The sequence below is a fragment of the Candidatus Lokiarchaeota archaeon genome (genome assembly GCA_014730275.1).
GTDB lineage: Archaea > Asgardarchaeota > Thorarchaeia > Thorarchaeales > Thorarchaeaceae > WJIL01.
The window spans coordinates 60,568-81,263 of record WJIL01000016.1 but is presented as its reverse complement, the minus strand read 5'-3'; the positions used below and the strand labels follow the sequence as shown (position 1 = coordinate 81,263).

General features: G+C 44.7%; 21 protein-coding genes. 9 read left to right on the top strand and 12 right to left on the bottom strand.

The window, feature by feature from the left end; all coding sequences use genetic code 11:
• The first annotated feature begins 273 nt into the window (after window positions 1-273).
• Complete coding sequence (locus tag GF309_02650; GenBank protein MBD3157666.1) at window positions 274-1,041, top strand: hypothetical protein; 768 nt, start codon at window positions 274-276, stop codon at window positions 1,039-1,041.
• Window positions 1,042-1,043: 2 nt separating this feature from the next.
• Window positions 1,044-1,736, top strand: a complete 693-nt coding sequence (locus GF309_02645; protein MBD3157665.1) for a hypothetical protein — start codon at window positions 1,044-1,046, stop codon at window positions 1,734-1,736.
• Between the two features lie 64 nt (window positions 1,737-1,800).
• Here the strand turns inward: GF309_02645 and GF309_02640 are convergent, their stop codons facing one another.
• Window positions 1,801-3,339: an HD domain-containing protein gene (locus GF309_02640; protein ID MBD3157664.1), complete on the bottom strand. Its 1,539-nt coding sequence runs from the start codon at window positions 3,337-3,339 to the stop codon at window positions 1,801-1,803.
• 90 nt (window positions 3,340-3,429) lie between these two features.
• Complete coding sequence (locus GF309_02635) at window positions 3,430-3,969, bottom strand: hypothetical protein (protein MBD3157663.1); 540 nt, start codon at window positions 3,967-3,969, stop codon at window positions 3,430-3,432.
• 234 nt (window positions 3,970-4,203) lie between these two features.
• Between GF309_02635 and GF309_02630 the strand changes: the two genes are divergently transcribed.
• The gene (locus GF309_02630) at window positions 4,204-5,217 is read left to right on the top strand and encodes a hypothetical protein (GenBank protein MBD3157662.1); all 1,014 of its coding nucleotides are present in this window, start codon (window positions 4,204-4,206) and stop codon (window positions 5,215-5,217) included.
• Here GF309_02630 and GF309_02625 read toward each other — a convergent pair.
• The 3 genes from GF309_02625 to GF309_02615 form a co-directional block, all read right to left on the bottom strand.
• Window positions 5,214-5,630: a hypothetical protein gene (locus tag GF309_02625; GenBank protein ID MBD3157661.1), complete on the bottom strand. Its 417-nt coding sequence runs from the start codon at window positions 5,628-5,630 to the stop codon at window positions 5,214-5,216. The genes GF309_02630 and GF309_02625 overlap by 4 nt on opposite strands.
• 89 nt (window positions 5,631-5,719) lie before the next feature.
• Window positions 5,720-6,331 carry a hypothetical protein gene (locus GF309_02620; GenBank protein MBD3157660.1) on the bottom strand — a complete coding sequence of 204 codons (612 nt, stop codon included), beginning with the start codon at window positions 6,329-6,331 and terminating at the stop codon, window positions 5,720-5,722.
• 2 nt (window positions 6,332-6,333) lie between these two features.
• Window positions 6,334-7,389: an NTP transferase domain-containing protein gene (locus tag GF309_02615; protein ID MBD3157659.1), complete on the bottom strand. Its 1,056-nt coding sequence runs from the start codon at window positions 7,387-7,389 to the stop codon at window positions 6,334-6,336.
• Between the two features lie 163 nt (window positions 7,390-7,552).
• Between GF309_02615 and GF309_02610 the strand changes: the two genes are divergently transcribed.
• Both GF309_02610 and GF309_02605 read left to right on the top strand, forming a co-directional pair.
• Window positions 7,553-8,266 carry a threonylcarbamoyl-AMP synthase gene (locus GF309_02610; protein ID MBD3157658.1) on the top strand — a complete coding sequence of 238 codons (714 nt, stop codon included), beginning with the start codon at window positions 7,553-7,555 and terminating at the stop codon, window positions 8,264-8,266.
• Entirely contained in the window at window positions 8,224-8,805 is a 582-nt protein-coding gene (locus tag GF309_02605) for a hypothetical protein (protein ID MBD3157657.1), read from the top strand. Before GF309_02610 ends, GF309_02605 begins: the two co-directional genes overlap by 43 nt.
• A 23-nt stretch (window positions 8,806-8,828) precedes the next feature.
• Here the strand turns inward: GF309_02605 and GF309_02600 are convergent, their stop codons facing one another.
• Entirely contained in the window at window positions 8,829-9,425 is a 597-nt protein-coding gene (locus GF309_02600) for a hypothetical protein (GenBank protein MBD3157656.1), read from the bottom strand.
• Window positions 9,426-9,431: 6 nt separating this feature from the next.
• On the bottom strand, window positions 9,432-10,013 hold the full coding sequence (locus GF309_02595; GenBank protein MBD3157655.1) for a phosphoribosyltransferase: 582 nt from the start codon (window positions 10,011-10,013) through the stop codon (window positions 9,432-9,434).
• Window positions 10,014-10,136: 123 nt separating this feature from the next.
• Between GF309_02595 and GF309_02590 the strand changes: the two genes are divergently transcribed.
• Entirely contained in the window at window positions 10,137-11,399 is a 1,263-nt protein-coding gene (locus tag GF309_02590; protein MBD3157654.1) for an imidazolonepropionase, read from the top strand.
• A gap of 22 nt (window positions 11,400-11,421) precedes the next feature.
• On the opposite strand, the gene GF309_02585 is transcribed toward GF309_02590, so the two are convergent.
• The 3 genes from GF309_02585 to GF309_02575 form a co-directional block, all read right to left on the bottom strand.
• Complete coding sequence (locus GF309_02585) at window positions 11,422-11,895, bottom strand: metal-dependent transcriptional regulator (GenBank protein ID MBD3157653.1); 474 nt, start codon at window positions 11,893-11,895, stop codon at window positions 11,422-11,424.
• Window positions 11,896-12,005: 110 nt separating this feature from the next.
• The gene (gene hutH, locus GF309_02580) at window positions 12,006-13,535 is read right to left on the bottom strand and encodes a histidine ammonia-lyase (GenBank protein MBD3157652.1); all 1,530 of its coding nucleotides are present in this window, start codon (window positions 13,533-13,535) and stop codon (window positions 12,006-12,008) included.
• A gap of 121 nt (window positions 13,536-13,656) precedes the next feature.
• Complete coding sequence (locus GF309_02575) at window positions 13,657-14,469, bottom strand: hypothetical protein (GenBank protein MBD3157651.1); 813 nt, start codon at window positions 14,467-14,469, stop codon at window positions 13,657-13,659.
• A gap of 288 nt (window positions 14,470-14,757) precedes the next feature.
• On the opposite strand from GF309_02575, the gene GF309_02570 reads away from it, so the two are divergent.
• The 3 genes from GF309_02570 to GF309_02560 are packed head-to-tail and all read left to right on the top strand — an operon-like array spanning window position 14,758 to window position 18,452.
• Entirely contained in the window at window positions 14,758-15,183 is a 426-nt protein-coding gene (locus tag GF309_02570; GenBank protein ID MBD3157650.1) for a hydrogenase iron-sulfur subunit, read from the top strand.
• Window positions 15,184-17,211 carry a formate dehydrogenase subunit alpha gene (locus GF309_02565; protein MBD3157649.1) on the top strand — a complete coding sequence of 676 codons (2,028 nt, stop codon included), beginning with the start codon at window positions 15,184-15,186 and terminating at the stop codon, window positions 17,209-17,211.
• Entirely contained in the window at window positions 17,208-18,452 is a 1,245-nt protein-coding gene (locus GF309_02560; protein MBD3157648.1) for a formate dehydrogenase, read from the top strand. The genes GF309_02565 and GF309_02560 overlap by 4 nt, the downstream gene beginning before the upstream one ends.
• 7 nt (window positions 18,453-18,459) lie before the next feature.
• On the opposite strand, the gene GF309_02555 is transcribed toward GF309_02560, so the two are convergent.
• Window positions 18,460-19,203, bottom strand: coding sequence for a ZIP family metal transporter (locus GF309_02555; protein MBD3157647.1), 744 nt, complete (start codon window positions 19,201-19,203; stop codon window positions 18,460-18,462).
• A 156-nt stretch (window positions 19,204-19,359) separates the two neighbouring features.
• Window positions 19,360-20,688 (bottom strand): glucose sorbosone dehydrogenase, encoded by a 1,329-nt coding sequence (locus GF309_02550; GenBank protein MBD3157646.1) that lies wholly within the window; start codon window positions 20,686-20,688, stop codon window positions 19,360-19,362.
• Between the last annotated feature and the right edge of the window lie 8 nt (window positions 20,689-20,696).

Here is a 20,696-nt window from a genome sequence, read left to right as displayed (position 1 = left end):
TAATGCCGTATTTAAGCCTTGTTTGCATGCTTTCGATAAATCGCCCATTATTTACAATATCTATATGATGTATATATACATCACAGAACCAGTAAACACTTCGTGATGCGTCCATCTCGACAACATTCACAGAATGCTCCTAGAGCCCCTCTAAAACCCGTATTTGCCGGGTATTACTCCTAGTAATACCAGCATACGTGCGTCGTGTATTTCCTGAGGACATCGCAATATCATATATAGGTAATATATTTGTTGTAAGAATGGGCATCCATTATGTTCGTGGAAACTGCAGAAGCAGCTATTCGCCAAGAAATAGAGAGTGTTCCCGTCAGAAGAATCATTCTAGAGCAGCTAGAAGGGGGAAAGAAGACAGGAAGTGAACTCAGAGAGGCAATAAGGAGAGACATAATTGCCCGACAAGGTGATAAAGATGATGAAGTGAAAGTCACGGATCCCAAACTCTACTTCAATACCAAACATCTTGAGAAAAAGGGAATGATATCCAGTTCCAAGGAGGGGCGAAAGAGAGTATACCAGCTTTCTCCCGAAGCCATTCACCCAGTTAGGAAAGTCCTCAGGTCTCCCAGGCCCAATATTCTCATCACATCTATTGCAATGCCAGATGACCAAAGGCCTCTTGCCAAGTGGCTAAGCAGGGATGAAAGAATAAACGTTGAGATAGTCAGGATTTTCGTCAGCGAGCGTCGTTTCTCCAGAGGGGTCCAAAGGAGCTTGAGTAGATTCATTCCCAATGATTGTGATGGATCGTGGGAAACTACATGGCATGAAATACCAGACACCCTTCTACACAGTACCGTGGTAGAAGGACACGGGAATCTGGAAGGCATCTACGAACATATAGAAAAGATTGCTCTCCAAGACATGAAGAAATACAATTTGATTGTCGACGTGTCCATGGGCCCGGCTGTCATCGTATTAGCTCTTTTTATGCTTGCATCAGACTATTCACTTGAAGCTGTATACCTAGATAGAACAGAAAGAGGGGAATTCCGCACATTTCAGTTAATTCCGAGAGGATAGCCTTGAGTTCGAAGCAACCGATTCACCAGCTCGATTGGATACAGATTGGCCTTAAACAGAAGATACACACAATCCAAACGATGATTCACGAGAAGCGAAAAGAAACACCTGGAAGAAACACTAGAACTCTCGACAAGCTTGATCGGTGGGATGAATCAATACAGCAAGTTGAATCGAAGCTTGTTGAGATAGAAGAGATACTTGGACCAAGGCTGGAGAATGAGCTAGACATCGATTTCAGGGATAGTGAACTCCTTCAAATTGGCATGTTTCAGCCCAGTACAAAGAACATATTCCTCGAGCTCGAAACCGAATATCGCTATGATAGGAATTGCCCCTTGTCAAACCAAGATTTCGAGAATCTAATCAATCTCCCCGAAATGGCACAAGCACTTGCACTGGTAGGAGATGCTGCTATAGATATGGCGGTACTGCACTACTTATGGGAACCCATTGCTGCTGACGTAGGAATGCTGACACAACGCAGAGCAGATATCGTTTCGAATGAGCATCTCGCCGACATCTGTGATGATTGGGGACTCTATGAATATAGAATTCATTTCGATCCCGGATATCCTAGTGATGCAGAAATGCAACATGACAAAGGCACATTGCTAGAGGCGGTATATGGTATCATCTATGTTGAACATGGTTTTGATACGGTTGAAAGAGAAATAACACATATTCTTCGATAAGCTAGTTTTCATGCACCAAGAAACGAGCATATGCTTCTCTTATCTAGTATTGCGTGGCTTCTATTCAAGTTTCATACATATCATACTCATCCTGTCGATGCATGTTCTTGTTAGAAACAGGATATAATCGATCAAACCTGTTTCGTATCTCATCAATCATATGAGGCGAAGTATAAACTCGTACTGAGGGAATGGTTCGTTCTTGCTGAGCAATAGCGTGTGCTAGGGGTTTTCCCTCCTCTGTATCTTCCAAATCCAAGATTTCAAGGCCTGTTTTCTCTCCTCCAACTAAGAGGGGTATGTTCCGCAAAGTCTTCTCTCCCAATTCGGGTTTAACAACATCGAGAATAACAGACCCCGGCTCTTCAGATAGCTGCTGCTCAGCTTCAATAAGTGCGTCAATATCCTCATTCAGAGACAAGAGATTATCTTCGATATGGGGTGCAAAAGCACTCAAGGGCCTAGCCACAGCAACTTTGAACAAACGACGATAGCGAAAACGTGCAGCATATTCTCGAACAAAGTCAATCTCAGATTCTCTAAGCCAACGATAAAGATCCTCATCGGTCATTCTGGTGAATAGACCCACACACTCATTCAGTGAAAAATCCTCCTCCTTCATTCGGAAGTAGGTTGCCTTTGACAATAAGGCTTCAGCAACTCTTACTGCATGATGCAGATACAGGTCGCTAAACATCCAATTTCGACTGAGTATGAGCGCTTCCAAAGAGTGAAGCGCCTTGAGCATGAAAGCCCGGAGATAACGCCCTTCGCGATTCTGTACTACCCGATTGGTTAGCATCACTCTTTCAGCCGGGAATACACCTAACTGCACACCACTGAAATGAGCGTCACGAATTAGATAATCGGTTTTGTCCAGGTCCAGTGGGCTATCCAAGAAATCAGCAATCAACAACATTTTCGGGTCGTTGGTTCTTCGCTGTAGGATATCAACAATCTTCGATGGCTCAATATCGTGGTTCTCTAGAATCTCCGTGATGCTGCTGTTTAGAACAAGGTACTCACCAAGATCCACATGAGTCAGATTAGCATAGGATTGTAATGCAAATTCAATGGTATGTGATGCCGGTGGGTGGCCTATATCATGAAGCAGAGCTGTTGCCCGGAATATCTTTTGATGATATTCATCTAAAAGGCGAGAAAGTGGATGAAATTTGGCAGTATCCAAATCATCACAATAATTGACAACCCCGATGCATTTCTGGGCAAGGTAATTTGTACCTAAACAATGTTGGAAGCGTGTATGTGTTGCTCCTGGATAAACCATGTGTGCTGGCCCAAGCTGCTTTACAAAACGTAGTCGTAGCATTTCCCAGGAAGAAATTAGGTCCAGTTCCCAAGGCTCGAAAAGTATCGGCCCATGAACAGGATCTTGGATAGCTTTCTGTCGTGTATGTGATTCGCCCATGGCAATCAGCTCGCTATGGGCTTCCAACCGATTCTGAACCGCTTTCCATTTCTCACCACCGGATGCCTTAGCGGAGGTGATAGCCTTCCCTCGCATACCCGTGATTCGAATGAGTCGTGTAAGATCCCTATCTACACTGTCACGCATAATCATTTCTCCGGCAAATGCAGGCATTCGAGTAAGCTGAGTAGAAGAGAGATGTAGTGAGGTGATATTTAAGACGGTATGTTTTGCATGGACTTGAGAAGAAGATTGCAGCAAGTGCTACTCTTCAATTGCCCGATTATGTTGTACTTTTGTTCTTGCTCTTTGATATTCCAGGGTATTATCTGTCGTCATCGCTCGGCAATAACGATTCGGATTACAGTACCCCCACCTCCGTAGGCTTTTGCATGAGGGAGCAGACCGTACCGAGTAAAAAGGGGGGTCAATTAGATTCGCCGCAGTTAGAAAATTGACAACGGTTCGTATGTTGTTCTTTGCATAAGCCAATCGGATGCAAGGTGGTGCTTTATGAACTATTTTCCAAGTTACAAGGTCAAAGAGCTGATACCATAATTTGCACTTTTTTGCTTTGTAGAGAAGATCACAATTCTTGCAGAATTCCCCATGAATTGATACATCGCACAGCTCGTCTCTTGTAGTGGAAGTCAGGCCCGAGTCTTTCAGAAGATGGAACTTCACCTCAATAAACCATTCGGGAGTAAACGAGCCAAACTCCTCAATGAAAGATTCCAGCTCCTTACTCAACTGTACAGGGGTTGTATTCCACTCAGAGCTAAGATTCGGATTTGTATTGTTCATTTTTGATCGTCTGTTTCAGATTCTCTATCTGTAAGGCAAGAACTAACGGAGATTGCGGGGTTTGCCAGACAGAAAGCATCCCGAGGTTGAATGTCTGCTAGAAACTTATAAACACACAACAAAAGGAATAACGATATCAGAAAGCAAAGAGTAGATTCATAGCAACGGTCCGGACAATTCTTAAATTGGAGTCCACAAGACCTGATAACCAGCCGATCTTGAGGTTTTCACCATATGCCCAAGTTGAATATCTTAGCCAAGATTCCATTTAAGGAAGTTGTGACTGGTATCGAAATAGCCGACATACATGGTGATGGAGTACAGTCACTTGTCATGTCAACTATGGGCGGGGATATCAGGATAATTGATTTTCAAGATATAGAATCCAAAGCATACGATGAGAAGTACAAGGCCCATGATCTCCCACCACACTCAGCATTAGCCTTGGGAGATGTGGATGGCAATGAGACTACAGATTTCGTCATCGGTAGTCTTGATAATCAACTGCGGGTTCTATCGATCATAGATGGTGAGCTGGATCTCCGGGCAGAAACACCAGTGGGGACACTACCAACAGGTATCTGTATCACGAACCTTTCAGGAACACCAGCAGAAGAAGTTCTTGTGAGTTCCAATGACAAAGCCCTCAGGTGCTATGGTTGGTTTGACGGCTGTCTAGACAAGCTTGCACACAAGGTAGTTGACATGCCTGTTTTCTCTATGGTTCCGCTACAATCTGAAGGAATGCCATACAACAGGTTCGTTTTTGGAGATGAATCCGCAAACATCTATGCGTACAAATACGCTGACGATCGATTGCATGAATTGCTCAGAAGAGAAACCAAAGGGAGTGTAGAACTGGTTGCCACCGGTGATATCACTGGGAATGGCACAGATGAGATAGTTTCTGTGTCAGAGGAGAAATATCTTGGTCTTTATGCCATTGCGGAGAAGGGGTTTGACAAGTTTGACGGGCTTACTGCACCTCAAGCAATAACCTCATTGTACATTGGCAATCTTCTACCAAACACTGAAGGTACAGGGCATCTGGTAGTCAGCCACGCTGATTCTCTGATTACATTATTCGAATTGGATGGACGAAGATTGGTTCAGAAAGCTTCGATCAAGGCAATGAGCAAATGTGCTGATTCCATGGTAAGCTGTGGTGATCTCTCTGGTGATGGAAAAATCGAGATAGCTCAAGCAGCCGGTCATCACTTGAGTATTATCCAAATTGAGGATGGCTAATTCAAATCAGGCATGTATACATCTGATGGCTGTTGGACATGTATTTTCTTCACATCGACGTTCTTCTCAATGTGTGGGACGATCTCTGTTTCAATCCAGTTCTTTACCTTCTCTCTGGCTGCATCGATTGTCTCAGCTTCAGCGTTCACATCTACTCTGACAAAGAGATTATAGGGTTCTCTATCAGTAACCTCCTTCTTTATCATTCCCCAGAAAGCCTTTGATCCCTCAGGAATTGCAATACGACCTGATATCTCAGCCCAGCGTTTACCTTCAAATTTCCGTGAGACTAAAGCAAGATCCTTGATTTCAGGTATGGCTTCTAAAGCGTCCAAAACTTTTTTGCCATCGGTCTCCAAATCTGTTTCCTTTAGTTCCGCGGTAATGTAGTGATCTGCTCTGAAAATTGCCATTGTAGACGGGGTCTCCACTGATTTCTGGCAACGGCTATCTGACGGCGCTCTTAAACGTGATGGTAGGTGTGTCAAATGAACTGCGAAAATCAGATTTCAACTGGAGGGGCTTCCAGTAGAGATGAATAATGATGGAAACGATAGGCTGCAGTCAAGGTTCCTAGCAGCGTTACTGCAACCAATCCGTATAACAACAATTGCAGAACTGCAAAGATAACCAGAAGCATAAGGCGTTCTGATCTGGCCCCAAGCCCGACATCAAGATCTTCAATGCCTAAAGATTCTGCCCGGGATCGGGTGTAGCTCGTCATTAACCAACCGACGGTAGCTAGCAGCACCCACAATGGGACGGACAGTGCGAATATCGTCTGAGAAGGATATGCAATGGCAATTGTAAGAAGAATAATGAATTCAGAAATCTTATCGCTTACAGAGTCAATGAAAGCTCCTTGGGTTGATGCCCTTTCTTCCAGTCTAGCAACTGCACCGTCCACACCATCAAGAAATCCAACTAGGAAAACCAGAATGCCATACAACCACTGTATTTCATTCAAGTTTAGAGACAGAAAAGCCATAATGGACACGAAAAGCGCGAGATAAGTAATTGAATTCGGGGAGATATTCGCCCTAGCTAGGGGTCGTGCTGCAGCAAGTACAGGTCTTCTGAATATTTTTCGTAATCGCCACTTGCTGGGAGACACATTTATTCCTCCGAATAGAGTACTTCAGAATCAAATACTACTGCATCTTGTATGTTCGTATTTTTCCTTATCTTTGCATTCTTAAAGAGAGTTGTATTCTCTATTCTGCAATTTGCTCCAATTTCTGCACCTTTTGCTATCACAACATCTGGGCCAATTATAGTATTCTTGGCGATTTTGCAGTTCTCTTGGACCAATACTGGCCCATGCAATGAAACCCCACATTCTACGAATACTTCAGCAGGAAGTGCGATTGATTGACCGAATTCCATGGTGTCACCAAGACGAATAGAGATTGGTGCATTCACAGACTCTTGCATGTGACGAAGCACAAACCGATTTACCTGCAGTATGTCATGAACGGTATCAATGTCAAACCAGGTTCCTTCTATGGGGATATGGCCTACCTTTGCGCCTTCAGTGATGAGTTGATTCAATGCCTCTGATACTTTTGGAACTCCCTTGTTAGCAGACTCAATGAATGTGCGGTATCTGCTCTTCGAAATAATCATCAACATAGCAGAGCACGCCGTCGAATCGTAGTCTCGTAGAGGGGTGCCAAGTCCAACAACTAATCCAGCCTCGTCCAAAAACACCTGAGTTCCTTTCTTGGTCGAAAGGTCAACTAGGAGAATAATGTCTTCAGGCGACTTCTTGTCATGATACTGTTCTAATGCATTACTCACGAGATTGTCATCCATGAGCTGATCTACAGGTCCAACAATCACGGTTTCGTCTTCAACGGTCCTCAAGGTCGTTGTCAATGTTCTTAGAGGACCGTCTTCATAATCAGGAACATCAACAACTTCAATATCCATTGCGGATTGTCGTTCCTCCAGATGACTCCGAAGCACATCTCCCTGCCAACCTACTCCCACAGTAAGAGACGTAATCCCTGCCGCTTCGTAGTTCTCAACCAATACATCAACCAAGGTCTTATCGCCAATCTGAACAAAGGCCTTAGACAAGTCATTTGTAAGAGGTCTTAGTCGTGTTCCTTTTCCTGCAGCAAGTATTACCGCTCTGATTTCTAAGCCCCCTGAAGGTATGTCGGACAAAGCATTCTAACACAGAACACTCTTGAGATACTGGGTAGCCTTCTTATAAGACATATTTTTTATTTGAGTGTACGATAATAGCAAACCAGAGTGATTCAGGTCGAAACATCACTTATTGCTGAAATACAAATGTCCATCATAAACACAAGCGCCATATACCAATTTGTCACTGTACAGGCAGGGATTTTCCTTGACAACACGAACCCTAGATGTATCAGATGTGGATGATATAGATTCCGCCATAGAAGAAGCAGCTTCGGTTCTTGAATCAGGAGGGTTGGTAGTGTATCCTACCGATACATGCTACGGCCTGGCGTGTGATCCAACAAACGAAACTGCGCTTGAAAAGCTAATTGATGTCAAGCAAAGAGACCCAGACCTTGGCGTTCCGCTACTATTCTCGGATTACGAACAAGTGAAAGATTATCATAATTTTGGTGATCTTGAGCATATTATCGCCAGATTCTTCTGGCCAGGAGCACTTACACTTGTGGTTACTGCTAAGAAAGAAATCCCTGAATACGTCTCAGGGAAAAGGACTACGATTACAGTCCGTGTGCCAGATCACGTGGTTCCGCGGGGTATTGCCAAAGAGCTTGGGGGACCAATTGTGGGAACGAGCGCTAACAGGCACGGAGGCGAAACCCCATTCGATATTTCAGTGGCACAAGAACAACTTGGCGATGATATCGATCTTTACTTGGATGGGGGAGAATCCGAAGCAGGCGAAAGTTCAACCATAGTCGGTGTATCTGGCAGTGATATCAAGGTCTATCGTGAGGGGGAATTGAGTATAGAGGAATTAAGTAATAGTCTTAAAGTCGATACAGACGCATTGAGATACTGGACGGCACGTATCATTCACCCAGAAATGTGAGGGATTGTTTGCAAGATTTCAATCTGTTAGTCAGCACTCCCCGAAACAGAGAGCGGGCTGCGATTTCTGAAGTCAAATATTTCATTGGTGACTTGCTCGAAGACGAGAATCTGGATATAGAAAAGACTAACGTATCTGGACTTGTAACATGCAAGACATCATTAAATCCGTTTCAAGTAGTACACAAGCTGGAAGAATTTGCTGAACAGAACCCCTTCCAGTTCCGTTTCGCTATCAAGTTCACCCCCCTTGAAATCTGTGTTGAGTCTGAAATTGAGAAAATGGTACAAGCTGCAGAGGAACTGCAGGACAAAATGGAAGAGGATGAAACTTTCCGCGTCACTGTGAGGAAACGGCATTCTGACTTAGATCATATGGAAATCGTCAATGAAGTGGCAAAAGTCTTCAATAACGAAGTTGACCTAGAAGAACCAGACAAGATAGTGTGGCTCGAGGTCATCGGAGAGAAAACAGGAGTTTCTATTTTGAAGGAAGAGCAGGATATATTGTCGATAATGCCAATGCGGGAAGAGGAATGAAAGATATCTGCCGATGCATTAGGCTATGCTTCAAGGGCAACCATTGAAACTCTGCTCACGACAGCTGCGATAACCGCCTCATATCTATCCTGTAAATCCCTTGAGGTTGTAATTGCTTCTATTTCCGTTTCGGTAATGCCGAAATGCTCACGAACTCGCTTGATTCTTTTCTCACTCAGTTTGAATGGCGGACTGATTTCTGGGCCCACAGCTTCCTGAGCTCGGCTAATACAGTCATTCACATTTTTCTCTGACTCGCCCATTATGACCAGGGCAACGGTTTCCAGCCCATCAATAGTCCCCATATCCTGTAAGGCGTCATCTATTTGCCGTTGAGCAGACGTATAGAGTACAACCTCGATATCCAAATTTCTGCTAATCATATACCCTCCTTTCCAAGCATTAAGAGCGTTCTGTGATGCCGAAAGAAGATGTTCAGTTCCCGCAACAAAGTCGGGTCTCATGAACTGGACAATCAAGAGATTATCAACCAATCTAGACGCCAAATTTACAAAATCATCTTTAGAAAGACTGTGCTCATTCTGTAGCTCGGCTATACCAATCGTACATTTCCAGTCTTTATAGTCAAGAATCTCAATCAACAGACCATTCAACTCCATTACGAGTCAGAGTCGCTTGATGAAGTAATCAGCCGTAGTTGGTTCAAAACCTACTTCGAATACGAGTTTCTCGCGAATCTCCTGCATTGAGAACTCGGGTTCTTCTTGTTTGAACTTCTTTACCAATGCGATAATAGATTCACGGTGCTCCCAAGGATACACCGTCCAAGCTTCAACTTCTCGCATGAAGTAATCCGGCCTGATTTTCGAGCCAGGTTTGAGATGGAGTACAGCCGATCGTACTTCTTTGACACCGAGGGCTTCGATATGCTGAATAGCATGCTCAAGAGTGTCCCCCGTATCAGTAACCTCATCGACCAATAGGATATTTTTGTTCTCTATGGATACTGATATAGGCTGAGTTATCTTTGGTTCTCGACCAGCAACTCCAACATCGGAGTAATATTCGATCCGTACATTCCACATTGTATTTGTATAAAGAACATCTGAGAGTATCCGGGCAGGAATCCAGCCCCCTCTGGCAATACCCACGATAACATCCGGTTTGAATCCACTATCAACAACCCGCTCAGATAGCTGTAGGGTCAGGTTGTATACTTCTTGCCAGCTAAGAATGAGATATTCCATTGTATTTGGTCCACCTGGGATAATATGTTAGGGGATTTCTAGTAATCTTCCTTTAACACTATTGGTGGAAAGCGAGCGTAATGCTCATCTAGGTCCTTTTACAAACACAATCGGATGAGTTGAATGAAGCCCGACCTTGTATTAACAGACATTGGCCAGCTTGCGACACTGCAAGGAAACAGCACAGAACCGAAAAAAGGCGAAGATCTCGAAGATCTCTCTATTATCGAAAATGGTGCAGTAGCGGTAAAGGATGGTAAATTCATTGCAGTGGGTTCAACGAAGGATGTTCTATCAGAGATTGAGGGTGACAACGTGGACAAGCTTGAATTCCCCAATATGCTAGCTCTACCCGGTTTCATTGACAGCCATACGCACCTAGTCTTCGGGGGGTCCCGTGAGAAGGATTTTGCGATGAAGCTCGCGGGTAAGAGCTACATGGAGATTTTGGAAGCAGGTGGTGGAATCCTCAACACCCTAAAAGCAACGCGAAAGGCAAGTCGTGCAGTATTGTGCAAGAATGGTTTCAGCTATGCCAATAACATGCTCGGACACGGTACTACGACAGTAGAAGCAAAAAGTGGCTATGGTCTCAACGTACAGGACGAGCTGAAGATACTCGAGGCTGTCAAAGACATAGATCAGAGAATGCCAATGGAAGTCATTCCGACATTCCTTGGAGCACACGCAATTCCACCAGAGTACAAGGGACAAACCGAGGATTATGTCGAATTGGTGGTCAATGAGATGATACCAGCTGTTAATGAAAATAATCTTGCTGAGTTCTGTGATGTGTTTTGTGAAAAAGGGGTATTCAATATAGAACAATCGCGACGAATTCTAAAAGCAGCAAGAGAAGCTGGAATGAAACTGAAAGTCCATGCTGATGAAATTGTCCACCTTGGTGGTGCAGGATTGGCAGCAGAACTTGGAGCTGTTTCAGCGGATCATCTTCTCCAAGCGGCTGAATCGGACCTAGAAGCAATGAAAAAGTCAGGGACAATAGCCACTCTTCTTCCGGCTACAGCATTCAGCCTTGATACCGAGTATGCAGATGCACGCAACATGATTGAAATGGAGCTGCCTGTAGCACTTGCTACGGATTTCAATCCGAATTGTGCAAATGAATCAATGTTCTTCACAATCGCCCTTGCTTGCTACAAAATGAAGATGCATCCACGAGAAGCCATATCCGCTGCAACAATAAACGCGGCTCATGCAATAGATCGTCAAGAAACCTTGGGGAGTATTGAAGTAGGTAAGACAGCAAATATGATTATCCTCGAATGCCCAAATCCTGAGTATCTATCCTATCGATTTGCTATGAATCTCACCCACACTGTACTTGCAAATGGGCAGATTGTAAACACAAAACTTGGTCCATGAGTATATGGCAAATCCGAGGCTTCTAGTCCCCTTCCTCACACTCAGAAGATCGTGTTCCTGTCTCCTGGTATTCCCGGAAGTGGGTCAGCCACTTGGGGCTTTTCGGGGCACCCTTAACCCATTCAGCGAATTGAGTTAGTTTCTGTACCGTTTCCGGACGAACTATATGTTCGATTTCACAGGCGTCTTCATCAGCAATCTCGTCATCAACACCTATAAGCTTCAAGAACCATCTAAGGATTTCATGTATGCGCTCAAGACGCTCTGCGATTTTCATTCCTTTGGGGGTTAATGTTACACTACGGTATTTTTCATAGTTGACAAGCCCAGCATCACCAAGCTTCTGGAGAACATATGTTACACTGGGAGCCTTCACGTCGCGCGCTTCTGCAATGTCAGTAACCGTGGCAAATCCGTCTTTCTTCTGCAAATCGTATATTGTCTCTAGGTATTGCTCCATGGTTTTTGTTAATTCATGATTTGCATCTTCAGGCAATACGGAACACACACCAATCAGTAAAGCCAATGTGTTGGCTCAGCTAGAAACAATTAGCAAGGGCAAGGCTAGGCAAATAAAGCTTCATGAATAGCAGACATCGCTACCTCCTAACCTAAGAGCGACCCAGTTTCGCTCTCCACAGCTAAAGCTATTTTCCTGGAATCCATAAGATTTCTAATCTGTTCTATGTCATTAGTGAGAGAACGATCGTCATGAAGACGATCTACGAATTTGCGGATGGTTTTATGTGCAGCTTTCAACGGATTAGACGGCTGAAGAGGTGCAAGGAGATCCAACCCTTGCGCTGCACACAGATACTCGATAGCTACCACAGTTTTCACATTATCCAGAATCTCATATGCATGCCTAGCTGCGATTGTCCCCATGCTGACATGATCCTCTTGTCCAGCACTCGTTGGAATTGAGTCAACACTTGCAGGATGTGCGAGTGTCTTGTTTTCTGAAACAAGTGCGGCGGCTGTATATTGAGCAATCATCATCCCCGACTGTAAGCCGCTGCCTTCCGTGAGGAAAGGAGCAAGACCACTAACCTTTGAGTCAGTCAGACGGTAAATACGCCTCTCGGAGATACTAGCAATTTCGGAGAGTGCAGTAGATAGAAAGTCCATTACCAATGCAATCGGTTGACCATGGAAGTTTCCCCCAGACAATACATCGTTATTCTCAGGAAAAATGAGGGGATTGTCTGTAGCGGAGTTAACCTCGGTATCCAGAACCGTCTTCACGTATTCAATTGCATCAAGTGAAGCTCCTAGAACCTGGGGGGAGCAACGCAGGGAGTAAGCATCCTGAACCTTTCCACAGTCTGCATGCGATTGGTTAATTTCGCTGTCTCTAAGCACTCTCATCAGTGCATCGGCAATTGCAATCTGCCCACTATGCGGCCTGATTTTGTGAATACGTTCATCAAAGGCGGTTCGAGTACCTCGAAGTGCTTCGAGACTCATAGCCCCAGCGATAACCGCATCCTTGACCAGAGTGAGAGCATCATGAACCGTAAGAACGCCAATAGCAGTCATTGGTTGAGTTCCATTGATGAGAGCGACCCCTTCTTTCGCACCGAGTTTGATGGGTTCTATTCCCGCCAATTCCAATGCCTTAGCTCCCTCCATTCTTTCCCCGTTGTACTCTGCAGCACCTTCCCCAATCAGCACAAGTGCCATATGAGCCAGTGGAGCCAAGTCTCCGCTAGCTCCTACAGACCCCTTTTGTGGTACTATGGGGACGACTTCACAATTGAGCATAGCCAACAAGGTCTCGATTACTTCTAGCCGTACACCTGAGAAACCTTTCGCCAATGCATTGGCACGCAAAAGCATCATGGCCCGCACGATATCAGTCGAAAAAGGGGGGCCAACCCCAGAGCTATGACTCCTGAGAAGATTGACCTGTAGGTTCTCCAAATCGGTTTCTTCAATCGCTACACGGGCAAGGTCACCAAAGCCGGTGTTTACGCCATACACAGTTTTCCCCTCTTGCACCGCTTTTTCAACCACCTCGCGACTTCGGACTACCCTTTGTTTTGCATCTTCATCCAAGGAAACTTCGACATGTTCCTTTGCCACTTTCACAACATCGGGAATGGTCAAACTTTCTCCATCAACATGAATTACCAATAGTAACTACCTCGTTAACTATGAGAATACATTCTTCTATGCTTCTTCCATGTCCAAGTGAACACAGCCCTCAACCGGAGAGCTATCTGAGCAGAAACCGCAATTCCTTTAGTAATTATCCCTAAGCCATTGCGGATTGCAATCGAGAGGTTATGTCGAAATAGTGGTTTATGAGCATCGTAGCCGCTATCACGACTGCACCGGCAATCGAAATCACAAATACTGTCAGATTTGACGGGGAGGCAGGTGAGGCATGGGTAATACTTAGTCCGATGAAAGCCCAGATTCCAACACCGGCGAATATGTAGTCTTTTCTAAACAAGAGGAATACCAAGTACACTACTAGAGCCAGAATGCCAAGGCCAATGGTCCATTGCAGTTCTGTAAATGGCAGGTTTTCAAAGCCGGTATAAACAAGACCTGTTGTACTATTCACAAGCGTAGCGACGGTTATCCATCCTGCATACATGCTCCAGCCAGAGGTGATAAACAATCGCTCTTTTCGAGTACGTTCATCAAGGTTTACACCAAGGCGAAAATAGGCGACAAGTATTGTGATGAGATAGACTATCATCGAAGCAACTGAAGCCCAGATCATTCCTGCTGCCCACGTGACAAACCATACTGTAGCCATCACCGAAGAAAGTAGGAAGAAAACGCTTACCTGGCGAATGAAAGGCATCTCAATCTCCTTCTTACCTGGAATCAAATCTCGAGCCTGATAGAAATAGAACAGACCCAACAAGAAGAAAATCGGCCCCCATATAGCGAAAGTGATGGGGGCGGGTGAGAGAAGCTTTGTGAGTGAATCATCTACAAATACATCTTCCCAATTCCCCGAACTTCCACCAAATATCATCGCTATAGCTCCAGCTATGAAAGGTGCTAGGAGATTGAGAATTTGGAGAACTCGTTTCTGTTGCAATCGTTCCAAGGTTTTATCCTCCTTCGCTTCCTACTCCCTTTCCCCCCATATCATACTTCCGAATCATAAGGGAAAACTGTAAAGAAGTGGCGGAATACGAAATTCTGATAGAAGATTCCCTATTATAATATACATGCAATTATTTTATTTTTGAAACGAAGGGCTTATCTCTCGGTTCCTGTATTAATTTTGTGAATAAGAACAGTATTGGTCATACCAACCTAACGTTGTAGCATTCCCAGTTCCCCCTGATGGAAAACGGGATAAGACGCTTATTCGAAAAATAGAGGGACTAAGATGGAGCATGAAACTGACTTCGAGCCAAGAATAGTAGCATATCTCTGTAACTGGTGCAGTTATGCAGGTGCGGATTTAGCCGGTACAAGTCGTGTGCAATACTCTCCAACTGTACACAATGTCAGAGTCAACTGTTCAGGGAGAGTGGATCCCGTCTTTGTGATTCACGCTTTGCTCAGTGGAGCAGATGGTGTGCTAGTTGCAGGGTGTCATCCGGGGGATTGTCACTACAAGGTGGGAAACCTCTATGCAAGAAGAAGGATGATGATACTCAAAGAAGTTATAGAAACGGTGGGAATACCGGCTGATAGAGTCCGCTTGGAATGGATATCCGCCTCAGAAGGTGGAAGATTCGGAGAGATTGTTGACGATTTCGCTGCACGAATCCAAAAGATTGGGCCAAATTCCCTCAATGGAGGTCCCTAGATGCTCAAATATGAGGCAACGATTTGCCCATATTGTAGCTGTGGCTGTGGACTGTATCTGGTGGTTAAGAACGGAAAAATCATTGGGCAAGAACCTTGGAAGGAACACCCTGTAAACGAAGGGACACACTGTCCCAAGGGAATGAATGCTTACCAATTCTTGTATGCTGAAGATAGACTGACTACTCCACTGATAAGAAGGAATGGCAGATTGGAGGAGGGCACATGGGATGAAGCTCTTGACCATATAGCCAGCAAACTAGGAGAGGCCAAGTCTGACGATTTTGGTATGTTGGCTTCTGGTAAGAACACTAATGAAGATGCATATGTATTGCAGAAATTTGCTCGAGTTGTGATGGGAACGAACAATATCGAGTATTGCGGTCGTTTGTGCCATTCACCTAGTGCAGCAGGTTTGGGTCCAACAGTTGGATCTGGTGTCATGCCGATATCAGAACTGGACATCGACAAGGCTGATTGCATTTTCCTAGCTGGAATCAATCCAAAAGAAACGTTCCCAATGATAACAAGAAGGATTCTGCGAGCGAAGAAGAAAGGAGCAAAAGTCATCGTATTGGACCCAAGAAAATCGGTTAGTGCAAGAGATTTAGCAGATCTGCATCTCCAGCACAAACCGGGCACAGATATTGCCGTACTCAATACTATGCTCAAAACGATTCTTGATGAGAATCTTGAGGACAAAGAATTCATCGTTTCGAGAACAGAGGGGATAGATAGGTTAAGGACCCAATTATCTTCGCTGCAATTTGATGATGTGGAAACGAAAACTGGTTTACCCTTGGAAAGAATGCAGCAGGCGGCGAGATGGATAGCGGAGTCGGATATTTGTACTATACTGTACAATCAGGGACTCAATCAACATACCTCAGGTTCGGACAATGTCAAAACCATTGCTACGCTTGCCTTGTTAACAGGGCAGTATGGTAGACCAGGGGCTGGAGTATGTCCCACTCGGGGGCAAATCAATGGTGAAGGTACCGGAGATATGGGCTGTCTCAATGTGTTTTATCCTGGCTTCAAGAAAGTAGGAACGGGAGCACATGAGGTATTCGAGAAGTTATGGGAGGTAGCCGATTTGCCTTCCAAACCTGGATTGCCTTACACCAAAATGCTCCAAGAAACCAATTGGCTATGGGTGATAGGAACTAATCCAGTAATGGCGGCCCCGGATGCTAACGCAGTAAGGAAGGCTCTACAGGAGAAGGACTTGCTCATCGTCCAAGATATCTTTCTCAATGAGACTGCTGAGTTAGCAGATATCGTCTTGCCAGCAGCAACGTGGGTGGAAAGGCAGGGAGTCCATGCCTATATTGACAGACGGGTACAGAAGATTAACAAAATAGTTAATCCGCCAGGTGAAGCGAAACCAGATTGGTGGATTGTTTGCCAAGTTGCAGAAAGGATGGGCTATGGTCAGAAATTCAGGTTCTCCTCTTCAGAGGAGATTTTCGAGGAGATACGGGAATGCGTTCCATCATACAGTGGGATAACATATGACAGGCTTGATGAAACAATTGGAGGTATTCAATGGCCATGCCCAAATGAAAATCATCCAGGGACATCAACCTTCTTCACAGAGAAGTTCAATACTCCAGACGGGTTGGGCCATCTTCAAGCAGTAGATTCCAACTCTCCTGCCGAGACACCGGATAATGACTACCCATATGTCCTGACGACCGGCAGAAGCATCTTCCATTATCATACCGGTACAATGAGTCGAAGAACGCCAAAGCTTGATACCGAGGTTCCGAGATGCTTTTGTCAAATCAACCCAAAAGATGCTAATTTGGAAGGAATCAGAGACAAAGATGAGCTTCTTGTGAGTACTAGAAGAGGCAGCATAACGGCAGTGGCACAAGTAACCGACTCGGTACCGAATGGCATGCTTTTTGTTCCCATTCATTTCAGTGAATCAAATGCCAATGAATTGACTAACTCTGTTGTGGATCCAGCTTGTGGTATGCCCGAGTACAAAGTCTCGGCAGCAAAAATCGAGGGGATAAAATGAGCGATAATATGTATTTAGTGTGTTCTTCAGACATCAGAATAGCAGAAAGTGGGGAACATGGTGGTGCTGTCACTTCTGTTCTTAAATTCGTATTAGACACAGAGAGAGTCGATGGCGTAGTTGCGGTAAAGGCCATGAACGGAGATAGATATTCAGGGGTTCCTGTTCTAATTACAGAATCAGCAGAGTTGAGTAATACCTCCGGCTCGCTTCATTGTTCCACACCGAATATTGCCCGTTTTATCAACACATATCTTGATGAATGTTCTGTCAGAAACCTAGCGGTAGTTGGCAAGCCGTGTGACATTAGGGCAATCATAGAGTTACAGAAAAGAAATCAAATTGAACTGGATGAACTATATCTTGTGGGATTGAATTGTACAGGTTCTCTTTCACCAACTGTAGCCAAAGAAATGCTCAGAAAGGAGTTTGAAGTTAGACCAAGTGAAGTCGTCATGGAAGATATTGATGATGAGACGCTGACCATCACTCTTGAAGATGGAACCAAGATTTCTAGGCCACTCTCAGAGCTTGAAAGCAAAGGTTACGGTCGTCGAGAGAACTGCAGAAGATGTGAATTCAATATCCCAACCATGGCTGACTTGGCCTGTGGAAAATGGGGAACCGAGAATGTAGGAGGCGACTGGACATTCGTTGAAGCATGTTCCGAGAAAGGGAAAACATTGATTCACGAAGCAGTAGAGGGCGGCTTCATTCAGATTGAATCTCCTGATCGAGAGAGCATTGAACTGCGTGAGAAGAAGAATCAGACAGAAATTCAGAATTCGCAACAATGGATTGAGCATGACCTGAAACCACTAGAGGAACTGAGTCAACAAGAGAGATTTAACTATTGGATGGAGGAGTTTGGAAAATGCGTGAAATGTTTTGGTTGTAGAGATGCATGTCCAATCTGCTACTGTGATAATTGTATTCTAGAGGCAAATAGAGACGTTTTGAAGAAAGGGGTAATACCACCAAATGCCCTGTTTCCACTTACACGGCTCTCGCATGTTGCTGATTCGTGTGTCAACTGCGGTCAATGTCAGGATGCTTGTCCAATGGAATTACCTTTAACAAAATTGTTCACTATAGTCCACAAGAGGCTCAGTAGTATCTTTGAATACACGCCAGGCATTGATGAGGAAGAACCCCCGCCACTACTGGCAATTACAGATGAAGAAAGCAACATAGATGATGTATTCTTGGATATTTCTTCGATAGATTTCCGTAAAGGGTAGTCATTGATTACAGTGCGAATATGATTCTAACTGCGAGTATTAGTACATTCCCAGCAACAAAGCAGAGGAAATACCCTATGCCTTTGGAGATACTCTCGCCATGTTTAACTTCAGGTATCAAGTCGGATGATGCGATGTAGATGAAATTGCCCGCTGCGAACGGTAAGAGGAATGTTGTTGGTAAGCTCGCTGACGCAAAGTAGGTAATCAATCCTCCAATCATGATAGTCAATGCGGAGAAGAAATTGAACGTGAGAGCCTTCATCTTGTCCCAGCCACTATGCAAGAGTATTCCGAAATCGCCTAATTCCTGTGGAATTTCGTGGGCCGCTGCGGCAATCCATGTAACTATGCCTATTGGGATGCTGACCAAGAAAGAACCAGCTATAGCTAACCCACCTATCAGATTGTGTAGACCGTCAGCAACCAAAATCAGATAGCTTACCGGCTTCTTGTGATTTGATGGGATGCGATGACAGTGGTGCCATTCGAGAATTTGTTCTAGGAGGAAGAAGATAGAAAAACCGACAAGGAGCCAGACGAAGATATCAATAGATCCACCGGTTTCCTTTACGGTTTCGGGGATGAGATGTAGAAATGCCCCGCCCAGCAATGAACCAGCTGAAAACGCCACGAGAGGGAGAAGAATCTTCTGTAGTAACTCTTCTCTGATTGACAAGGTAAGTAGGCCAACCCATGCAATCAAACTCATTGCAAAGCAACTTGCTATAATCCAAAAAAGAACCATTATAGATCATCGCCTCGTTACTGGGTTCATCTATTATTGTGCGGATTATCCTAATTATGCTTTGGAAACAGAACAATCTTCAGATATGGAGACCGAAACGAGAACGGCAGAGCCACTCTCGTAGCGATCTGTGGCAATTTCATTAGCCACACATTATCTTTAGCGTACACGGTAGTACCAATAGGCAATACCGGCTAGTACCACGATACCTAGGCCCGCTGTTATGACATAGATTTGCAGTTCACTTGGGAAAGGTGGGGTTGTAGTTGGTGTGGTAGTGGGCTCGGTAGTAGTGGTAGTAGTAGTAGAGGTAAACTGGTAGATTTGGCCTCCGAAATCTACAATGTAGAGGTTTTCGTCAGCGTCTACACCAAAGGATGATATGGAGAACGTCGTATCTGCTATCTCTGTGTTATTCGAGGAACTTGTATCATTGTACTCTAGCGACCAAATCTTTCCCGTGCCAAAATCCCCATAGATGTATTTTCCAGATAGCTCTGGTATTCGGTTTCCTCTATATACGAAACCACCAGTTATTGAAACTCCCACATCATGGCCGTACGTCCATACAGGGTCAGTAAGACCCTCATCAGAACAGCCACTAGGGGGACTGTAACAGCTGTCACCCTCCTTGATATTCCAACCATAGTTCTTACCATTTTCAACAATGTCTATTTCCTCAACACTGCTCTGTCCGACATCTCCAGCCCATAGACTCTCTGTATCATAGTCCCAGCTGAAACGCCAAGGATTGCGGAAGCCATAGGCGAAGATTTCATCAGCCCCCTCGGTGGAGCTTCCAGCAAACGGGTTATCCTCAGGGATTGCATAGTTCTTGCCGTCAGAAGTCTCATCAACAGAGATTCGTAGGATAGATCCAAGCAGGGTGGACTTGTTCTGCCCATGTTCATGTGGATCACCAGCGTCTCCCCCATCACCCAAAGCTATGTAGAGCAGGCCATCTGGACCAAATGCAAGCTGACCTCCGTTATGGTTTGAATACGGTTGTTCAACTTCAAGTATCACCTGTTCAGAGGTAGAGTCAGCTGAATTCTCGTCTGCTGGGCTTACGGAAAACCGTGAAACAACGGTTCGTCGGGGATTCGAAGCTGTGTAATCAACGTAGAAATACCCGTTGCTCTCATAGTCGGGATGGAAAGCAAGGCCAAGAAGACCCTCTTCATAGCCATCGTCTCTCACACGGGCGGATATATCCAGAAAGATTTCGGCGGATTGTGTAGTGGGAGAGTTCTCAAAGACGTAGATTACGCCTCGCTTCTCAACAACAAATAGCCGATTTGTTCCGTCATTGGCATGTACCAATCCTAGTGGCTGTTGAAATGAGAGATTGGGAAATGCCAGCTCCAGCTCGAGATCCAGTTGTTCGTTGGACGGTTCCACTGGAGTAGCTACGTTGTTTGATATGAAAACTGGGCTGAATAAGAAGAGTAAGAAGAATATGTACGTCAATTGTCTGTTCAATAACATAGTTATAT